The sequence below is a fragment of the Bradyrhizobium sp. 23AC genome, from assembly GCF_054863025.1.
The window spans coordinates 333,590-351,340 of record NZ_JAVAYN010000007.1; the positions used below are offsets into that span (position 1 = coordinate 333,590).

15 protein-coding genes and 1 tRNA gene are annotated in these 17,751 nt (G+C 63.6%); 11 read left to right on the forward strand and 5 right to left on the reverse strand.

The genetic code is table 11. The features are described 5' to 3' along the window. The first annotated feature begins 7 nt into the window (after window positions 1-7). The 4 genes from RAD10_RS19635 (at window position 8) to RAD10_RS19650 (ending at window position 1,538) form a co-directional block, all read left to right on the forward strand. On the forward strand, window positions 8-160 hold the full coding sequence (locus RAD10_RS19635) for a hypothetical protein (RefSeq protein ID WP_461618838.1): 153 nt from the start codon (window positions 8-10) through the stop codon (window positions 158-160). 235 nt (window positions 161-395) lie between these two features. Beyond that, window positions 396-836, forward strand: a complete 441-nt coding sequence (locus RAD10_RS19640; protein ID WP_018317958.1) for an MgtC/SapB family protein — start codon at window positions 396-398, stop codon at window positions 834-836. Between the two features lie 74 nt (window positions 837-910). Next, a complete protein-coding gene (locus RAD10_RS19645) occupies window positions 911-1,066 on the forward strand; it encodes a hypothetical protein (RefSeq protein ID WP_461618839.1) in 156 nt (51 codons plus the stop codon). Between the two features lie 91 nt (window positions 1,067-1,157). Next, window positions 1,158-1,538 (forward strand): hypothetical protein, encoded by a 381-nt coding sequence (locus tag RAD10_RS19650; protein ID WP_018317956.1) that lies wholly within the window; start codon window positions 1,158-1,160, stop codon window positions 1,536-1,538. On the opposite strand, the gene RAD10_RS19655 is transcribed toward RAD10_RS19650, so the two are convergent. Next, window positions 1,498-3,057 (reverse strand): glycoside hydrolase family 17 protein, encoded by a 1,560-nt coding sequence (locus RAD10_RS19655; RefSeq protein ID WP_461618840.1) that lies wholly within the window; start codon window positions 3,055-3,057, stop codon window positions 1,498-1,500. The two genes, RAD10_RS19650 and RAD10_RS19655, sit on opposite strands and share 41 nt — an antisense overlap. Before the next feature lie 367 nt (window positions 3,058-3,424). Here RAD10_RS19655 and RAD10_RS19660 point away from each other — a divergent pair, with 367 nt between their 5' ends. The 3 genes from RAD10_RS19660 to RAD10_RS19670 all read left to right on the forward strand — a co-directional run bounded on the left by RAD10_RS19660 (window position 3,425) and on the right by RAD10_RS19670 (window position 7,347). Next, a complete protein-coding gene (locus RAD10_RS19660; protein WP_028144541.1) occupies window positions 3,425-4,015 on the forward strand; it encodes a hypothetical protein in 591 nt (196 codons plus the stop codon). Between the two features lie 217 nt (window positions 4,016-4,232). After that, window positions 4,233-6,899, forward strand: coding sequence for a glycosyltransferase (locus RAD10_RS19665; RefSeq protein WP_461618841.1), 2,667 nt, complete (start codon window positions 4,233-4,235; stop codon window positions 6,897-6,899). Between the two features lie 372 nt (window positions 6,900-7,271). After that, window positions 7,272-7,347, forward strand: a tRNA-Lys gene (locus tag RAD10_RS19670). A gap of 1,977 nt (window positions 7,348-9,324) precedes the next feature. On the opposite strand, the gene RAD10_RS19675 is transcribed toward RAD10_RS19670, so the two are convergent. Further along, window positions 9,325-9,564: a hypothetical protein gene (locus tag RAD10_RS19675; RefSeq protein WP_461618842.1), complete on the reverse strand. Its 240-nt coding sequence runs from the start codon at window positions 9,562-9,564 to the stop codon at window positions 9,325-9,327. Between the two features lie 388 nt (window positions 9,565-9,952). On the opposite strand from RAD10_RS19675, the gene RAD10_RS19680 reads away from it, so the two are divergent. The 3 genes from RAD10_RS19680 (at window position 9,953) to RAD10_RS19690 (ending at window position 11,629) form a co-directional block, all read left to right on the forward strand. Then, the gene (locus RAD10_RS19680; RefSeq protein ID WP_201760139.1) at window positions 9,953-10,147 is read left to right on the forward strand and encodes a hypothetical protein; all 195 of its coding nucleotides are present in this window, start codon (window positions 9,953-9,955) and stop codon (window positions 10,145-10,147) included. Window positions 10,148-10,478: 331 nt separating this feature from the next. Further along, window positions 10,479-10,808 carry a hypothetical protein gene (locus RAD10_RS19685; protein ID WP_461618843.1) on the forward strand — a complete coding sequence of 110 codons (330 nt, stop codon included), beginning with the start codon at window positions 10,479-10,481 and terminating at the stop codon, window positions 10,806-10,808. A gap of 650 nt (window positions 10,809-11,458) precedes the next feature. Next, on the forward strand, window positions 11,459-11,629 hold the full coding sequence (locus RAD10_RS19690) for a hypothetical protein (protein ID WP_018317950.1): 171 nt from the start codon (window positions 11,459-11,461) through the stop codon (window positions 11,627-11,629). 52 nt (window positions 11,630-11,681) lie between these two features. On the opposite strand, the gene RAD10_RS19695 is transcribed toward RAD10_RS19690, so the two are convergent. Beyond that, on the reverse strand, window positions 11,682-11,894 hold the full coding sequence (locus tag RAD10_RS19695; RefSeq protein ID WP_461618844.1) for a hypothetical protein: 213 nt from the start codon (window positions 11,892-11,894) through the stop codon (window positions 11,682-11,684). 211 nt (window positions 11,895-12,105) lie between these two features. On the opposite strand from RAD10_RS19695, the gene RAD10_RS19700 reads away from it, so the two are divergent. Next, complete coding sequence (locus RAD10_RS19700) at window positions 12,106-12,348, forward strand: hypothetical protein (protein ID WP_461618845.1); 243 nt, start codon at window positions 12,106-12,108, stop codon at window positions 12,346-12,348. Window positions 12,349-12,410: 62 nt separating this feature from the next. On the opposite strand, the gene RAD10_RS19705 is transcribed toward RAD10_RS19700, so the two are convergent. Together RAD10_RS19705 and RAD10_RS19710 are read right to left on the reverse strand one after the other, a co-directional pair. Beyond that, the gene (locus tag RAD10_RS19705; protein ID WP_461618846.1) at window positions 12,411-13,079 is read right to left on the reverse strand and encodes a hypothetical protein; all 669 of its coding nucleotides are present in this window, start codon (window positions 13,077-13,079) and stop codon (window positions 12,411-12,413) included. 1,214 nt (window positions 13,080-14,293) lie between these two features. After that, window positions 14,294-17,398: a DEAD/DEAH box helicase gene (locus tag RAD10_RS19710; RefSeq protein ID WP_461618922.1), complete on the reverse strand. Its 3,105-nt coding sequence runs from the start codon at window positions 17,396-17,398 to the stop codon at window positions 14,294-14,296. Between the last annotated feature and the right edge of the window lie 353 nt (window positions 17,399-17,751).

The following is a 17,751-nucleotide window of genomic DNA, read 5'->3' on the forward strand; positions in this document are numbered from 1 at the left end:
TCAGCAAATGCACAACACAAAGAAGCCTTCGACGGGACCCGGCGCGTCCGAATACGCCCCTGGTCACCAGACCAATACCACCAAGGGACCGGGCCACTCGGAGAGCGCACCGGGACAGAAGATGCAGAACACCACGGGGTCGAACACCAGCAAGAAGTGATGGTGCGCGGTCGCGTTCTACTCTGGCAGATGGCGTCGACCGGACTGGTCGGCGCCATCGCCTTGTCGAACGGCGGCTCGCGCTGCCTGATCGTCGATGATCGCTCAGAGTTGCGCGAGCATGCGACCATCGGACGCTCGGATCTCAGGGGCTCTTTCGCACCAAGCGGACGTTTAGTCCCGATCTGCCGGGCGCACGCCAAGCGCCGTCCATCTCCCGAAACCCACGAGCTTCGATGAACGAACTGGATGATGTACTGAGGCTTCTCGTCGCGGCGGGAACAGGGCTGCTGATCGGCATCGACCGCGACATGAACGACAAGCCGGTCGGAATGCGCACCCTGGCGCTGGTGGCTCTCGGCTCCGCGCTGGTCTCGATCTCCGTGATCGAGTTCCAGAATCTGCGCGACCACCCCGATGCGATCTCCCGGGTCATTCAGGGCGTCGTTGCCGGTGTGCTGACCGGCGTCGGCTTCATCGGCGCCGGCGTCATCCTGCACGACGCCAAGGCGAAGACGGTGCACGGCCTCACGACCGCGGCAACCGTCTGGATTGCGGCGGGCCTTGGAATTGCCTGCGCGCTGGGAGCCTGGCTGCTGGTCGCCGCAGCGATCGCCGTCACGCTGCTCGTGCTGTTCGTTCTCGGCTGGGTCGAACGCCGGCTGGGATTGAAATAGCGAACATACCAAATGATACGGAAGAGGTCCGCGTAAGGCGGCAGTATCCGCGACGAATTTGATTCGGAGCGGAGATGACGGACGCGAATTTTCTGCGGGAGCAACTCGCGTTGATCCGCGAGCTGGCCGAGCAGGCGGATCCCTATATCAGGAAACGCCTGCTCGCATTGGCTGAGAAATACGAGCGACGGATCGCGGACCAGAATCGGGCGACACAAGGCCGACTTTGACGGCCCCTCGCGCACGCCTTGGGCGAGCCGGATCAACAGAAACATCGCCTGGCCTGTTGCCTGCCCGCGCCATCACGACCATATTGCCGCCATGACAAAAAAGCCCTTCCGCCTCTCGCCCTACCAGGTGCAGTTCCTGATCGTCGTCGGCTTCGCGTCCGTCGGCTATGCGCTCTATCTGCGCTATCTTGCGATCGAGCTGTCGCAGGTCGCTCTCGCCTGCGACGCCGGGCTGCAGACGATGATCTGCAAGGCGCGGTCGGTCTCGACGGTGCTGTTCAAGAATTCGGTGTTCGGCATCGTCGCGCTGGTGGTTGCGACGCTGAACCTGATGCGGCCGTCGATCGTGCTGCTCACCGTCGGCATCATCGCCGCCGGCCTCGGCATCGTGCTCTACAATGTCGTGCTGTCGGGCCTGGCGATCGGCCTGTTCATTCTTGGGTTTGCTCGGCCCGCGCCCGCCACAGCGTGAGCGCGAACAACAGATAGATCGTGCAGGTCCACAGCGACTGCCAATTGTCGCGGCCCTCGTTGAACAGCACGAAAACCGCCGACAGCGCCAGCACGCCCGCGAACACCGATTCCGCGATCGGACGCTGGCCGATCTGCGGCCGGTTCAGCATCAAAAGCGCGAACGGCACCACCGCCATCGTCAGCGCGGCGTAGGGGAAATCCTTGTAGCGCGGGTCGAACACGAAGCCGAGCGCCGTGGCGGCCGCGATCACGGCCGTCACCGCGAGCGTCAGGCCGAGCACGGCGGTGAGCTTCGACCATTTGCGGCCCTCGCGCGGGCCAAGCAGATCGAGGAAGGTCGGAAGGCTGCGGCCGATCACCATCGCCTGCGCGCAGAAGATCGGCGACAGGATACCGGCCGCGAGCAGCGCCCCCCAGAGCAGCCAGCCGCCGATGCCGTAGCTCTCATAATAAAGCTTGTCGGCGCCGATCCCGAGCAGGCTCCCCGCCGTCGTCGCCGAGATGGCGACGCCGAGCCAGGCCGAGAAGCGCGGCGTCCACGGCCGCCGGCGCAGCGTGATGAGGGCGACCGCGAACACCAGCACGGAAAGGCCCATGCCGGCGCCCATGTACCATTTCCAGTACGGGAAATTGCTGATCGGCTCGCCCGGCGGATATTTCAAGCTGCGGCGCACCGAGTCGTACAGGCCCCAATAGCCGCCGACGGTGCCTTCCAGCTTGCGCTTCCACGGCTGGTCGTAGGACTCGATCAGATTGACGCGAAACTTCTGCGCCTTCGCCAAGCTGAGGATTTCCGAGACCACCCGCGCCTGGTTGGTGCGTGAGGGCAGCGCGCCGTCGCGCATCCGCCCTTCGCTCGGCCAGCCCGTCTCGCCGATCAGGATTTCCTTGCCCGGAAACGCCACCGCCATACGCTCGCGGATCGCCTCGACATGGGCGGCGGCGAACTTCGCCTTCACCGGCATATCCTCCCAATAAGGCAGGATGTGAATGGTGACGAAGTCGACGGCGTCATAGACCTCGCGGTTCTTCAGCCAGAATTCCCAGACGTCGGCATAGGTGACGGGCACGCTGACCTGCGTCTTCACCAGGCGGATGATCGCGACGAGATCCGCCGTCGTCATCTCACCGCGCAGCAGCACCTCGTTGCCGACGATGACGGCGGTAATGATGGCGGGGAATTCCTTGGTGAGACGAATGGCGAGCGCGGCCTGCTCAAAATTCTTGCTGCGGTTGCTGGAGAGCCAGATGCCCTGCAGCACTTTCAGCCCGCCGACCTTGGCGGCGATCGCCGGCACCTGGTCGAGCCCGTTCTCCATCGAATAGGTGCGGACGCAGTCGGTGATTTCCTTGAGCTGGCGCAGATCCTGCTCGATCTGCTCGGCGTCGATATGGGTCCACGCGTTCAGCGGCGTCTGCTCGCCGCGGAACGGCGCGTAGGAGACGCATTGAACCTTCTCGGCGGGATCGATCGGGGCGCGCGCGAGCGTGATCGGCGTCGCCAACCACCACCACACGGCAGCAATCGCACCCAGTGAAACGAGCAGAAGCGCCAGTGGCGTACGAAGAGAAATCGGTTCCGTCCTCCGCGAAGGGTCCGTCGATTACCTGCTTGCACGCCGTCTGCCAAGGGGGTGTCCAAAGAGGGTGTCCAAACGGGTGTCCAAATGCCGATCCACACTTAAGGATCCACCCTGCCCCAAAGGAATTGGGCTGCGGCCGTTCGACCGGGGCCTAGCATCGTGACTTTGCTGGACAAAATTCCAAATACAGGTCATGGACTCCGAAAGACTTTTCCGCCGCATTGGAGACCCATTTGGACGCCATCACCGGCGCGTCCGCGGGATCCTGACGCGGACGGCCAGCGGATACATTGGGGAATTCATGCGGCAACGGGTGTTCGAGTCACGAAATGCGGTCCTGCGGCAGTTCGCCGCCACCTTGGCCGTCTCCTGCCTTCTCGTTCTCGCCGGTCTCGGTGGCGCCTCCGCCCAGAGCGGCACGCCCGCACCGGACCAGGGCAAGGCCGCCGCCCAGCCCGCCGACGCCGCCAAGGATGCGGCCCAGAACCAGCGCCGCACCGATGAATTCGCCGAGGCAGCCCAGGTCATCAGCGGCCCGGCCGGCAACCCCGAATGCGTCTGGCTCGGCCGCCGCGTGGTGCGCCTGATGTGGCGGGATGACCTCGATACCGCGTTCCGCCATCTCGACCTCTACGACCGCTTCGGCTGCCCCGGCGGCCACATCCAGGCCGCCTTCCGCTGCCTGACCCGGTTCGGCGGCCAGATCGATCCCAAGGTCGCCGAGACCCTGGACAGCCGCGTGCACGCCTGCTGGATCAACCCGGCGGCCCAGCCGCAGCAGGCGGCGGCCGCAGCGGCACAGCCGGCCGCTCCCGCTGCCAACAACGCGCAGCCGCAGCCGGCCGCCAGCCCATCGCCCGCGGCAAGCCCGACGCCGGCGCCCCAGAAATAGCCGCGATCGTTTCAGCTGTCGTTCAGGAACGATCGGCCATAGACGCGGTTGGCACCGCCGCGCGTCGTTCGAAAAAGGCCATGCCCTCATAAGGACATGAGGCCATGACAGTTGTGAAACCGTGCGGCGGAGATATGCTCCCTTTGCCGCGGACTTGGTCGGATCTCGGGGTCGGATCCGCTTCCCTGCCCCCTCAGCCCCTTTTGGTTTAGCCGCGATGCGCGTTGTCGCCGCCGTTCTGTTGCTCGTGTCTGCGCTTCACGCAGGACTATGGGGAGTCTTGCGCGACAAGGAACCCGCACCCGATTTCAAGGGCCTGTTGCCGAGCGTGTCCTACGCGCCGTTCGAAGGCTCGGCCCACCCCGACATCGACAACATCCCGACGGTCGAGAAAATCCGCGCCGACCTGAAGACGCTGTCGACCATGACACGCGCGATCCGCCTCTATTCGTCGACCGGCGGCGTGGAACTGGTGCCGCCGATCGCGGCCGAGTTCGGCCTCAAGGTCACCGTCGGCGCCTGGATCGACAAGGACAAGGATCGCAACGAGCGCGAGATCAAGGCCGCCATCGAGCTCGCCCGCAAGAACAGCAACGTCGTCGGCGTCGTCGTCGGCAACGAGGTGATCTACCGCGGCGAGCAGAAGGTCGAAGACCTCATCGACATGATCAAGAAGGTGAAGGGCTCGGTCCGCGTGCCCGTCACCACCGGCGAGATCTGGAACATCTGGCGCGACAATCCCGACCTCGGCTCCAGCGTCGATTTCATCGCCGCCCACGTGCTGCCCTATTGGGAAAACTTCCGCTCCGACCAGGCAGTCGACCAGGCCGTCGACCGCTACAATCTCTTGCGCAACCTGTTCCCCGGCAAGCGCATCGTGATCGCCGAGTTCGGCTGGCCGAGCCAGGGCTACAATTTGCGCAACGCCGACCCGGGTGCGTTCCAGCAGGCCCTGATCCTGCGCAACTTCGTCAGCCGCGCCGAAGCCATCGGCATGGAATACAACATCGTCGAAGCCATCGATCAGCCCTGGAAATTCTTCGAAGGCGGCGTCGGTCCCTACTGGGGCATCCTCAACGCCAGCCGCGAGCCGAAATTCGCCTGGACCGGTCCGGTCGAGAACCCCGACTATTGGAAGCTGATGGGCATCGCGCTGCTGGTCGGCATCCTGCTGTCGCTGCCGATCCTGCGGATTGAAAAGCCGACCGCGAAGCAGGCCTTCCTGCTGTCGGCGACCGCCAACGGCGTCGGCGCCTGGGCCGCGACGGTCTTCGCGTTCTGGAACAGCCATTACTTCATCTTCGGCTCGGCCTTCGCGCTGACGCTCGGCATGATCCTGCTTGTTCCGCTCGTCCTCATTGCGATGGCGCGCATCGACGAGATCGCAGCAGTCGCCTTCGGCCGGTCGCCGCAGCGGCTGCTCAGCAAGGGCAAGCCGGTCGAGAACGTTCCGGCAGATTACTGCCCGAAGGTCTCGATCCACATCCCCGCCTATTTCGAGCCGGTCGAGATGCTCAAGCAGACGCTGGATGCGCTGTCGCGGCTGAACTATCCGAACTACGAATGCGTGGTCATCATCAACAACACGCCGGACCCCGCGTTCTGGCAGCCGATCCAGGACCATTGCCGCGCGCTCGGCGAACGCTTCAAGTTCATCAACGCCGAGAAGGTGCAGGGCTTTAAGGCCGGCGCTCTTCGGATTGCGATGGACCGGACCGCGGCGGATGCCGAGATCATCGGCATCCTCGATGCCGACTATGCCGTCGATCCCGACTGGCTGAAGGACCTCGTGCCTGCCTTCGCCGATGCGCGTGTCGGCCTCGTGCAGGCGCCGCAGGAGCATCGCGACGGCGATTTGTCGATCATGCACTACATCATGAACGGCGAATATGCCGGCTTCTTCGACATCGGCATGGTCCAGCGCAACGAGGCCAACGCCATCATCGTGCACGGCACGATGTGCCTGATCCGCCGCGCGGCGATGGACATGGCCGGCGGCTGGTCGTCCGACACGATCTGCGAGGATTCAGATCTCGGCCTTGCGATCCAGGAGCTCGGCTGGACCACCCACTACACCAACCACCGCTACGGCCAGGGCCTCCTCCCCGACACCTACGAGGCCTTCAAGAAGCAGCGTCACCGCTGGGCCTATGGCGGCCTCCAGATCGTGAAGAAGCACTGGCGCTACTTCCTGCCCGGCAAGAGCCGGCTGACGCCCGACCAGAAGCGCGAATATGGCCTGGGCTGGCTGAACTGGCTGGGCGCGGAAAGCCTCGGCGTGGTCGTGGCGCTGCTCAACCTCGTCTGGGTGCCGATCGTCGCCTTCGCCGACATCGCCATCCCCGACAAGATCCTGACGCTGCCGATCATCGGCGCCTTCATCGTCTCGCTGGCGCACTTCCTGTCGATGTATCGCGCCCGCGTCGCGATCAAGCCCGGCCAGATGCTGGGCGCCATGATCGCGGCGATGAGCGTGCAGTGGACGGTGTCGCGCGCGGTGGCGCAGGGTCTCATCACCGAGCACATCGCCTTCGCCCGCACCTCCAAGGGCGGCCTGTCCAGGATGTCGATCGAGTTCCAGGCGTTCTGGGAGGCCGTGATCGGCGCCCTGCTGCTGATCGGCGCCGGCGTGCTGATCGCCTCCAACAGCTACCGCCAGATCACGGAGATCTACATCTTCGCCGGGGTGCTGGTGCTGCAGAGCCTGCCGTTCCTGGCCGCCGTCGCCATCGCCATCCTCGAGCTCAGCCGCATCAACTCGTTCCAGTTCTGGCGCGACAGCGCGATCCGCACCGCCGAGCTGATCGGCCTGCGCCCGGTCGCGCTTCCGGCCCCCGGCACGCCGCAGCCCGTGCCAAACGAGGTGCGGCGGGAGGCGAAGTGATAGACCCTCATGGTGAGGAGCCCGCCAAAGCGGGCGTCTCCGGACGATGCTCCGCATCGCCGGGCGAAGCATGCAGGCCGAGCCGGTCCGGCGACCCCTGACAGTTCGGCGTGGATGACGGCCCGCCAATCGGGTTGAAACTCCCCGCCTAACCAGCGGAGGGAGCAAGCAAATCCCCGCTCCTGCCAAGACTCTCAGCAACCACCCCCGCTATTGACCTCAGCGCGCCATCCCCCTACACAGCGCGGGCCGAAAGCATGATCCGGAAACAGCCGGTTTTTCCCCGCGACGACAGCTTAAGCGTAGCGGCAAGACATGCTTCTCGAATGTCCGACCACGATGGCGATCTCTGCGTGCCATCAGCGGCCATGGGAGCGCGTAGCTCAGCCGGTAGAGCACGTGACTTTTAATCACGGGGTCCTGGGTTCGAGCCCCAGCGCGCTCACCAAAAGCCGGATCAATAGCTTAGCCAACAAGACCAGCCGAACCGAAAAAGCTCTGTGTGGGCACCGTGTTGGCAAATCGATTGCGCGTGAACATGAAGAACATTCCTGCGGAGTTTAAGGACATACCTGCGACGGAACTGGTTGCGCGTTATCTCGATCGCGTGGGCGCAATCATCACGGAGGCCAGGGTGAAATTTTCCAAAGGCGACCAGCCCCCGGTAGATCGTCACAGTGATCTTTGCACACCTACGGGGCGCTCGCGCGTTCCGAAGCCCAAGTAATTGATAACTCGACTCCGGCTTGCGCCGCGCTTCGATAGCGGCATGCCCGGCTCTGCTCGACGCCACACGCCCACGCACGCGGACGGCCGACCGGTGAAGATCACGTTCGGCAAGATGCGCGAGATGGGCTTGCAGGGCGCCGTGGTTTACTGCCCTGCGGCCATCACGTAGCGCCGATCGCTGGCCTGATGATGTCCGCCTGTCTGATATCGAGCCGCGCTTTGTCTCCGCTGGCTTGGCAACCGCTGAGCCGATCAGGCCCGGCAAGGCCGATGGCCCGCCTATCGCGGATGACGCGCAATCCCCGGCAAAGGATCGCTTCGCGTTGTCCAGGCTCCGCGATCATCCCAACATGATCTGGTTAAGATTGTTCATTCCCTTGCAGGGGAAAATTTGCCTGTGTGCGCCTTGATGTGGCTCGCCGTCAGGAGGCCATGGAGGCGTATAGCGATGGGACAAACGACCCGAATTTTGAAGCGGGCAAACGTCCTGCCCGATCTCCTGAAAATGCTTCAGGAGCTCGAGGAGCTGAGAGAAAGGGTTCGGCTCGCCGAGGCCGCCCGCGTGTTGCACTAGGCCTACGCGAAAAGTCCCCATCCCCTTCCGGAGGCGCTTTGGCGCGTCAGTCCCACAAGCCCGAGGACACGGTCTCTAAGCGGAGTGTCGTTCCATCTCGACATGCGCTGACGTCTAGCGACAGCGGGTTCTGAAAATCGCCCTTTTCTGTCGCTGGTCCGTACTTGCCGCTGTAGAAGCGCACCCGACCGGGGACTTCTGACCTGCCAATTGAGCTTGAGCAGAGCTCGAGAAGCACCTCCCCCTGCGACCTCGTCGCGCGAACTTCGGAAGGTAGCGTGGCCTAAGGCGAAAAACGCAATCGACGTCTCCGGACTGAGGAATGTACAATTCGGTGACGGCCGGTCGCGATTTCGACGCCGAGCATGGTTCGCACTCTAGTTCATGCGCAATAGAGCTCTGGTAGCTCGTCGCCGCAAACGAGCGTGCCAAATTCCGATAAACCCCAGTAGTCGCCCCGAGATGAACTCCCCGCAGCATCCGCCTATTGTGCCCTACCCCTCCAGGCATTTTGGCGATGGTTTGCGTAGCGAAAGACAGCCCGCCCGTTCTGATCTGCTCCAAGTGCGGACGGCCGATGACGTTTTTGGCCACGCTCCCCGCCATCCTCAATCTGCCTGCAGTCCATGCTTTCCAGTGCCGCCCCTGTCTGCGCGTCGACACCATTCCGCTAGAATAGCACTCGGCGCGTAAGTCGGTTTGAGCTCTTGCAAAACCCATCACTCGTTGCGGTCAGCACCGCTGCGATCCGCGATATCGGAGCAATCTTCAAAAGCCCGCGAAGTGACCGAGCGACTTGCCTGCGATGGGTTTCGCAAGTGCTCAACGCGCTAATCTGAATCTCCCGAAGCTCAAGCCGTGCAACGCGAAGATTATGCCCGGCTTTAGAAGGCGGGAACGGCACCATCTCTGCCAAGTTATCCCGCTACCGGAGGTAACTGAAGGAGGTAGACATGCCGGTATTCATACTCTGGGCCGTCCCCACGGTGCTCGTCATCGGCGGCGTCGGCTACTATTTTCTTCGCGTAGTTCACTAGTTGAATATTTCGGCCACGCTCGAATGCTGATGACGGTTGCCAAAATCTAGCCGGCATTGGCATTGCCGGAAGCCCGGCGTCGACGTCATTGCCCGACGCTGGGCGGCCGCGCCAGGCGCCTCTTTGGCCGATCGGGTTTTGCCGACGATGATTTGAGTTTAACAGTCCGGTGGATTGGTGCGGCCGGTTTGCGGTCGGCGCTACGCATCTTTTGCATTTGCTCGGCCGCGATCACGCGGGAGCGCAAATTTTCCAACTCGGAAAGCCCGGAAGCAAGCTCGTCGAAACGCTGTTTCAGCACAGCGGTGTGATCACCAGTGCCCATTGTACGCCCCCTGGGCCACTTGAAGACCGACCGAGACAACCGGGAAAACTATGCAAGTCGGAAATGCGGTGGCCAGAGGACAGTTCCTATTGAAAGTGCCGCGCCGTAGTCGCAGCGGCGCGCGCCGCAAAATGGCTCAACGCCCGATATCGCGAACGCGGAGAAGATCAACTTCACGGGATGCGATCGATCGGTCGGGCTATCGCCAGGGGACGGCCCCGGCCGTGGGGGGCTTCTGGGGTGGGGAGGCCGGGGCCGCTGGAGGTGCTTGTGACCTTTTTTGGGGAAGGCCAAAGCCACCGTAGACTAGGAAAATGCGGCAATCACTTCTGTTCGCTTTCGTACATTGCCTGTACGTTCCATTTGCGGGGAACGGAGCAATTGCCCAATGAAGGATTATCTGGCTCAGATCGAGAAGCTTCGGAAAGATGCGGCCGAATGCGCCCTGATCCGCGATTTGGCAACCGATCCAGGCAAGCGCGAAGTGTTCGACCGGCTTGCAAGCCACCTCACGGTCCTGGCTGACCAAGTTGAAATGGCCATGCTTGAGCGGAAGACCGCGACTGCCCCGTCTCGGCCCTAAAAAGGCGCGCCGCCGCGGGCCAGTTTTTGCGGACATCGTCCAACTGATTTGCTCGACTTGTCTTCAGCTTTCGGGGTCTGCAGCACGTAGGTGCGTTGTGAGCCTCCGGCCGGGCCCAAGTTCGGCAGCGTCGGGGCAACGGACCGTCAATGCAATCGCCTCCGGAGCTTCCTGATCAGCTCCCGCAGATCGTCCGCATACGCTTCGATGTTAGCCAAGGCCTCGTCCATGCGCCGCGTGTCGCGGGCGGGCTTTGGTCTCGGCGGGGCCGATGGTTCGTCGTTCGGAGTCATGGCCGGGATGATTGCGGAGGGCTGACTGGGGCCCGTTGTTGACGTGGATCACGGAACGCTGTTCCCCGCGCTGTCACCGTATCGAGATCGGCGGTGATCTGTGCGCGCCGCCTCGCCTCAAGCACGCGGGCGCGAAGACTTTCCAATTCGAACAATTGAGACGTGAGCTGTTCTTGGCGTTCACGCAGCAGCACAGCGGCGTCAACCGCTTGACCATGATGTTCTCGCATGTCGTGCAAGCCCCCAACCAAGCTTCGAAGAAACTTGGATTGGCCCGTCGCTGGACCAATCGGGACAATGATGCAATCGGACTAAAATCTCCCGGCGCTGTTCCGGCACCAACATATGTTGCTTCAGCCAAAAGTTAATGAAGGCGAGAACGTGCGGCCGAAGTTTCGTTGGCGTAGCGGCAAGACATGCTTCTCGAATGTCCGACCACGATGGCGATCTCGTCAAAGCCAAAGTGGTCTCAATCCCCCATTCGCGACCTTGCCCATGTAGCACGTAGAATGGGTTGAGCACTTTCGAATCCCATCGTTCGTTGCAAGCAGCGCCACCGCGACCGGTGCAATCCCCAACGGCACTCTTATCGCAAAGAAACCGCCAAATTCCGATAGAGCCCAGTAGTCGCCCCGAGATGAACTCCACGCAGCATCTGCCTATTGTGCCCTACCCCTCCAGGCATTTTTGACGATGATCTGCGTAGCGAAAGACAGCCCGCCCGTTCTGATCTGCTCCAAGTGCAGACGGCCGATGACGTTTTTGGCCACGCTGCCTGCAGTCTTCACGCTTCCCGCAGTACACGCCTGCCAGTGCCGTCCCTGTCTGCGGGTGGACACACCATCCCACTGACTTGAGGCCGAAGTTGCTGATCGCGCTCCACGCCTGCCGGCGACAGTGCCTCAACTGCCGCTCCCTGCTAGTGCTTGGCATCTGCAGCCGCTCCGGGAGTCACTCTCAAAAACTCGCTGACAACCCGCCGGAAACGTGTAGGATTCACCAAAACCGGAGGAACGGCATGTTTGAAATCAACGGTTTCGACACGGCGGGCGTCGTCAGTCTCAAGCGGCTGTCACTCGCCGCCGCCCTCAAGAAAGCCAAAGAGCTTACAGAGGACGGGTGCTGGGACGTTCAGGTCGTTGATCCCGCCGGCCGGGTCTACACTTCCTTCGAAGAGCAGGCCGCCTAGCCGCCCCGCCCTTCCGGGCCATTCGAACCATCATCAGCGCCCGTTTCCGCGGCTATCCGCCTCGGCCGACGTTTGACGAGGCGTTGTTCAGCCAGCGCAGCGTTGCATCGTCGCTCCAGCCAGGGACGGCAAAGCGCGCCGCCGGAATTGCATTCGCGCGGGGCCGGTCCACCGCAGGATGGCGTGCGCGGGGGTGATGCACCGGCGCGGCGTTTGCGGAGGTGCACAGCGCCAGCAACAGACCCATGGCAAGAACAGCGCGCATCGCATCAACTCCAATCGAGCAATCGCCCGCTCTTATCTGATGCGCCGATCGGCTCACTACAATCGAGCGCGGCTTCACAAGCTGGAGAGAAGCGCGAGCCTTTGCGGTGGTGCAGGCAGCTCGCAACTGCCGCGCGCGATACCATTGCCAGTCAACTCGTTTGGGAGCAGGCTCTCTGGAGGCGCTCAAGACGCCGCACAGGGAGCGAACCATGAAGGAACACGGCCTGGATGGCCGCCACCGCGACAAGGATGGCGCGATTAGCAAGAAGCACGGCAACACGCTGGTCGGCACGTTGCGCAAGATTTACGGAAGGGGTTTTGCGGCCGGCTATCCCGATACGACTGAGCTCAGCGAGGTCCTGCTTCAGCTGAACGAGACGTCGCTGAGCCAGTTGCGTCGCGATCACGACACCGGGCATCTGCAGCACAAGATCGACCACGCCGCGAAATGACGGACTGTCGGACCTGACGGCCAATCCCGGGGCGACCTCGGTCGATCCGGAAGTTGCGGTCGTCAACTTTCCGGAGCGGCCGTCGCAGCCGGCACAGTCAGCGGCGCGCCTCCGACCGAAACGGGACCCAGGGGCTGTGCTTCGCGAACCATCCGCTTGCGCATCGCGGCGGACAGTCCGTAGCGCGCATGCGCCCTCCGAATGGACGAGGTGACGTCCGACGTCATCGCATTTTGCAGCGTATCGATCTTCGCGATCAGCGTGGACAGCTGCGACGATATCTTCTTCACGTCGACCCGTTCGTCCGTGATGCTCTGTCGCAGCGACAGCAGCACCATTGAATCCTGCTGCGCCAACGCCGCATTTTGCTGCAAGGCCTGATTGTTCTCCTGCAGCGAAGCCGTGTGTTGCTGCTGGGCCGACTGAATGTCCTTCAAGGCCGCGACGACCGGATCAGGTTTCGGCACGGATGCTTCCAGGCGCGGAAGCAGTTCCACCAGGCTGCCGACGTTCAGCGACCGAAAATCGGACGGCGACGTGTAGATCGCCGCTGCGCCGTTGATGGCCAAGGCACAGACCGACAGGGTCAGGACCGATTTCCGGCTGGACTGCTTGATCGGAACTGGGGTTTCCTGGACCGCGGGTTCCTGCTCCGCTGCGGCAGCTGCAAGGGCTGCAGCGTCGAGCTCTTCAGCGAAGCTTGTCGTTTCGAAAGTCGCGGTCATCTGCATTGACCCCAGTGAGCGAGCAACAGGAGACCGCCCCTGGACCGTCCTCGCGACGACCCCTTGTACGCAGCACCCTTACACAACTGTCTAAAATTGTGAGCATTTTGGATTAATTCCACGTTAGCGGCCGACCACGCCGCCCCCGGCCGATTACGGGGAACGTGCGAAGACCAGAGGCGCTACGCTGACAGCTGCCGTAGGGTGGGCAAAGGCGTTCTTACGCCGTGCCCACCATACTTCTGCTGCAATGAAAGAAGACGTGGGCACGGCGCTCTGCGCCCTTGCCCACCCTACGGCAGCCGTTCCTAGGTCAGCATCTGACCAAAGGCCTTTCCGAATTTGGCAGAATGCCTCTGTTTTGCCCGACGGAGCAAACGAGCCTTGCCGCAGGTTTCAAAACACCTTGTGCCAGCAGCACTTAGCTACTGTGCATGGGGTTGTTTTCGCATTTTGATGCGCCCTCCCCCTCGTCCAGCACTCCGAACAGCTCCTCCATCCGCTCGCAGATTACAAACCTCGTCCTATCGGGCTCGTAGCGCGTTTGCGCGACACAGTCGTTCGCCGCTCGACCTGGGCCTTGGCATCCAGCACCTTGTCTCCGGCTCGTGCGGCTCGCTGGTCTGAAAGGCTCGAGCCTCTCCCTGACTGAACATCCGAGCCAACTCCGGTGTTTCCCTGAGCCTGTGTTGCCGGCCGGAGTCTGTTTTGGGAGGACGCCGAACCAGTGGCCTTTTGATCCTCATTGCTCGTGCCGCTCCCAATCGCGCCGATCGGCAGGCCATTTTGAGCGTGACCAACCCCGGCATTTCTCGCGGCCTGAGCTGCCGCCCGCGACCTCGCGGGCGTGGCGGGCTGAACGTTCGGATTGGTCGGTTGGCTGTTGGTGCCCAGATCTCCGCCGGGGGCGGTGTCCTTCGTCCCCATCCCCGCGGGTGCGGAAGGACCTGCATTGCCCGCACTCGTCCCCATTCCAGAAGGCGCCGAGCCGCCAGCGCTACCGGGCCCCGTTCCCGTGCCCGCTCCTGCCGAACCGGCATTCGCGCCGCCTGCTTGCACCAGGGCCAACAGACATGAGCTTGCGACAATCGCGACAATGATCGGAGGAATGGCATGTGACATCGGACAATCTCCTTCGCCACGCCCCGATTAACTATAATGGTGGAACAGGGACTCCGCTACGAATTCGCAGTTGTTCGCGCTGACGAACGCGCGAGCCCTCACCCCTCGTCCAGCAGCTCGAACAACTCCTCGACCCGCTCGAACGGCGCGTCCTGCATCTTGGCGTGATGGACCACGCGATCGCCGTCGCGTTGCAACGACCTTCCCTTCGATTTCCGCAAGCGTCCGGGCAGGAACGTCGCGGCCGCAGCCTCAGGGCCGACGTCGAGGCGGATGATACCTCTGCGCTTGCATTCGAGCCTCAGCCTTGCTGCAGCGAAGAAGTCGCGCGCGACCTTCGGCTGCGGGCCGAAGCGGCGGGAGGTTTCCTCCTCGAGGTCTTCGAGATCGTCCTCATCGGTGCATCTTGCCGCGCGCGCATAGAGCTCGAGGCGCACCGGCTCGGACTGCACATAGGTCTCGGGCAGCATGTCCGCGACCGGCAGGTTCAGGTCAGGCACCCACACCGCCTGCCCCTCATCGAGCTTCTCAGAAGCCATCTTCAGGAGATGGCTGTAGAGCACGGGCCCGAACACCTGGACGTGGCCGGATTGCTGCTCCGAGAACAGATCGCCCGCGCCTCGCAGATCGAGGTCGCGCTCGCTGATGGCAAAGCCGGCGCCGGGCCGGCTGAACTCTTCGAGCACCGCAAGCCGCTTCTCGGATTGTCCGGACTGCGTCTCGGTCAAGAGATGGGCGAAGGCGCGGATGCCGCCGCGGCCGACCCGTCCGCGCAGCTGATGCAGCTGGGCGAGGCCGAACTTCTCCGGCCAGCAGACCACGATGGTGTTGGCACGGGGGATGTCGAGGCCGCTCTCGACGATGTTGGTCGCGAGCAGGACGTCGGCCCTGCCCTCGACGAAGCTCATCATGCGGTCGTCGATCTCGTCGGCCGCTAGTCTCCCGTGCAGGCAGACGATGCGCAGGTCCGGCGCCACTGCCTGCACCCGCGCCAGCATCGGATCGAGATCCTGGATGCGCGGACAGATCAGGAAACTTTGGCCGTGGCGGCGCTGCTCGCGCAGCAGCGCGGAGGCGATCGCCGTATCCGACAGCGGCGCGATCCTGGTTGCAACCGGCAGCCGGTGCACCGGGGGCGATGCGATCACGCTGAGGTCGCGGAAGCCGGCCAGCCCCGCGGCAAGCGTGCGCGGGATCGGCGTCGCGCTCATCATCAGCACATGAACATTCTTGGCGAGGCCGGAGAGCTTGGCCTTCTCGGCCGCGCCAAAATGCTGCTCCTCGTCGATGATGACGAGGCCGAGATCGTCAAACCTGACGTCCTTGCCACCGAGTGCCTGCGTGCCGATCACGACCTTGATCCGGCCGCTGCGCAGTCCCTCCTTGGTCTCGCGCAGCTCCGCGCCCGAGGTCGCCCGCGACAGGTTTCCCACCTCGATGTCGAATGGCGCAAAGCGCTTCTGGAACGTTGCGACATGCTGCCGTGCCAGCACCGTCGTCGGCACCGCGATCGCCACCTGCTTGCCCGACAGCACGACGGCGGCCGCCGCACGCAGCGCCACCTCGGTCTTGCCAAAGCCGACGTCGCCGCAGATCACCCGGTCCATCGGGTGGCCGGACGCGAGATCGTCCAGCACGTCGGCGATCGCCTTGGCCTGGTCGGTCGTCGTGAAGTAAGGGAAACGCGCGACGAACTTCTCGTAGGCCGACCCCGGCGGAACCAGCTTGTCGCCGCGCCGCTTGCGGCGCTGGCTGATGTGCTTGGCCAGCGCCTTGCCTGCCACCTGGATTTCGCGCTCGGCCTCACCGCGGCGCGCCCACCACGTGCTGCCGTCCGCCTTGTCGAGCGAAAGCTTGCCGAGCTCTGCTGCATAGGGCCACATCAAGGCGAGATCGGGCGGCGGCACCAGCACCGCATTGTCGCCGGCGAACTTCAGGCGGATCATCTCCCGCATTGCGCCGCCGCCGGTGTTCACGGTCTGCAGGCCATCGAGCACGCCGAGGCCGCGCTGGAGATGAACGACCACCGTACCCTGCTCGGGCACGTCGGCATGGTCGAAGGCCGCGCTCCAGGCGCGCGCCATCGGCTGCGGATGATGCGCCCGGCTGCCGAGCACGTCGGACGCCGTCACGACGACGAGAGGCTTCTTCCCCGGCATGACGAAGCCTGCATCGAGATCGGCCAGCAGCGCTGCCTCGCCGCTCCGCCCCCGCGCCGCCTCGTCCCAATCTTCGCAACGCTGCGCCTTGAGGCCGCTCATCCGCTCCATCACGCGCAGATCGTCCTCATGCGCTGCGGCGAGGATCAGTCGCGATCCGGCCCGGCGCGTCTCCTCGACGAAGGCACGCAGGGCCTTCCGGGAGGCTGTCAGCTTCGAAAACTCCGGGATGGTCTGGAAGGACGAGGCGCGCGGCAACACCTTCATGCCCCGAGAGAGCTGCTTCCAGTCGCGCCGTCCGAGATATTCGCGCTCGCGCTCCGCACGCGGCGCGGCCTCCTCGATCGTGTCAAACCAGCCGTCGGCATGCACCGGCACGCCCGCATCGGCGATCCATTTGGCGCGTCCGCAATAGTCGAACAGGCTCGCGCGCTTGCCGCGTTTGCCGGCAAGGCCAAGCCGCTCCGACATGGGATCGACGACAAGCTCCTTGGTCTCGAAGATGATCCTGTGCTCGTTCGGATCGAACGCCACGATCCGCCTGATCGCGCGATCCGAATGCTCGATCCGGAACGGCCCCAGCGCGCCGGCTGGAAATATCTCGAAGGTCTGGCCGTGGAATAGCGCTCCGCCCGGATAGTCCGGCTCGTCGTCGAGATCGTATCCGAGCGCTTCGAGGTGCGTCTCGAGATCCTGTTCGGAGAACGTGCCGCCCACCTTCAGGGTCACGCTCAGACGCGACAGGCTCGCCGGCGGCGGCAATCGCTCCATCACCGCTTCCGCCGTCGAGACGAGAAAGAGCGGCTTCTTGGATTTCGCAAGGCGCCTCAGGACGGAGGCTCTGCGCCCTGCGAGCTCGTGCGACGGCTCGAGCTGATCGAACGGCAGAGTGTTCAAGCGCGGAAATACCAGCACCTCACAGGAGGGGTCGAGCGCGTGAATGACACTGCCGAGCCGCTCCGCCCTGTTCTCGCTCTCGGCGAGAAAAACGATTCCGCTGCGTCCGGACTGCGTCCATTGGGCAAGCAGATGGAGTGCCAGCACACCGAGCGGCGACGAGGACGAGATCGCAGTACGCTGCGCCTCTTTGCTCTTCCTTGACGACGTCTTGTTTGGCAGCGCCTTGCGTGGCGACGTCTTGTTCGCCGTTGTCTTGTTCGGTGACGTCTTGTGCGGTGACGCCTTCTTCGGCGGCGTCTTGGCCACCCGCGCCTTTTTGGTAAGCCTCACTTGAATCCGTTTCTGGTCGTAAGCCGTCGTCAACTGAACGCCAGCCGCCCTCATTCCGATTCGGCGACTTCTCGCCATGCATATGGGATTTGCCCGGTGAACGCACGCCTGCCGGCAACGTTCGGCGCGGCGCCGCGATCCCGACAATTTCGCTGTTGATCGAGCTC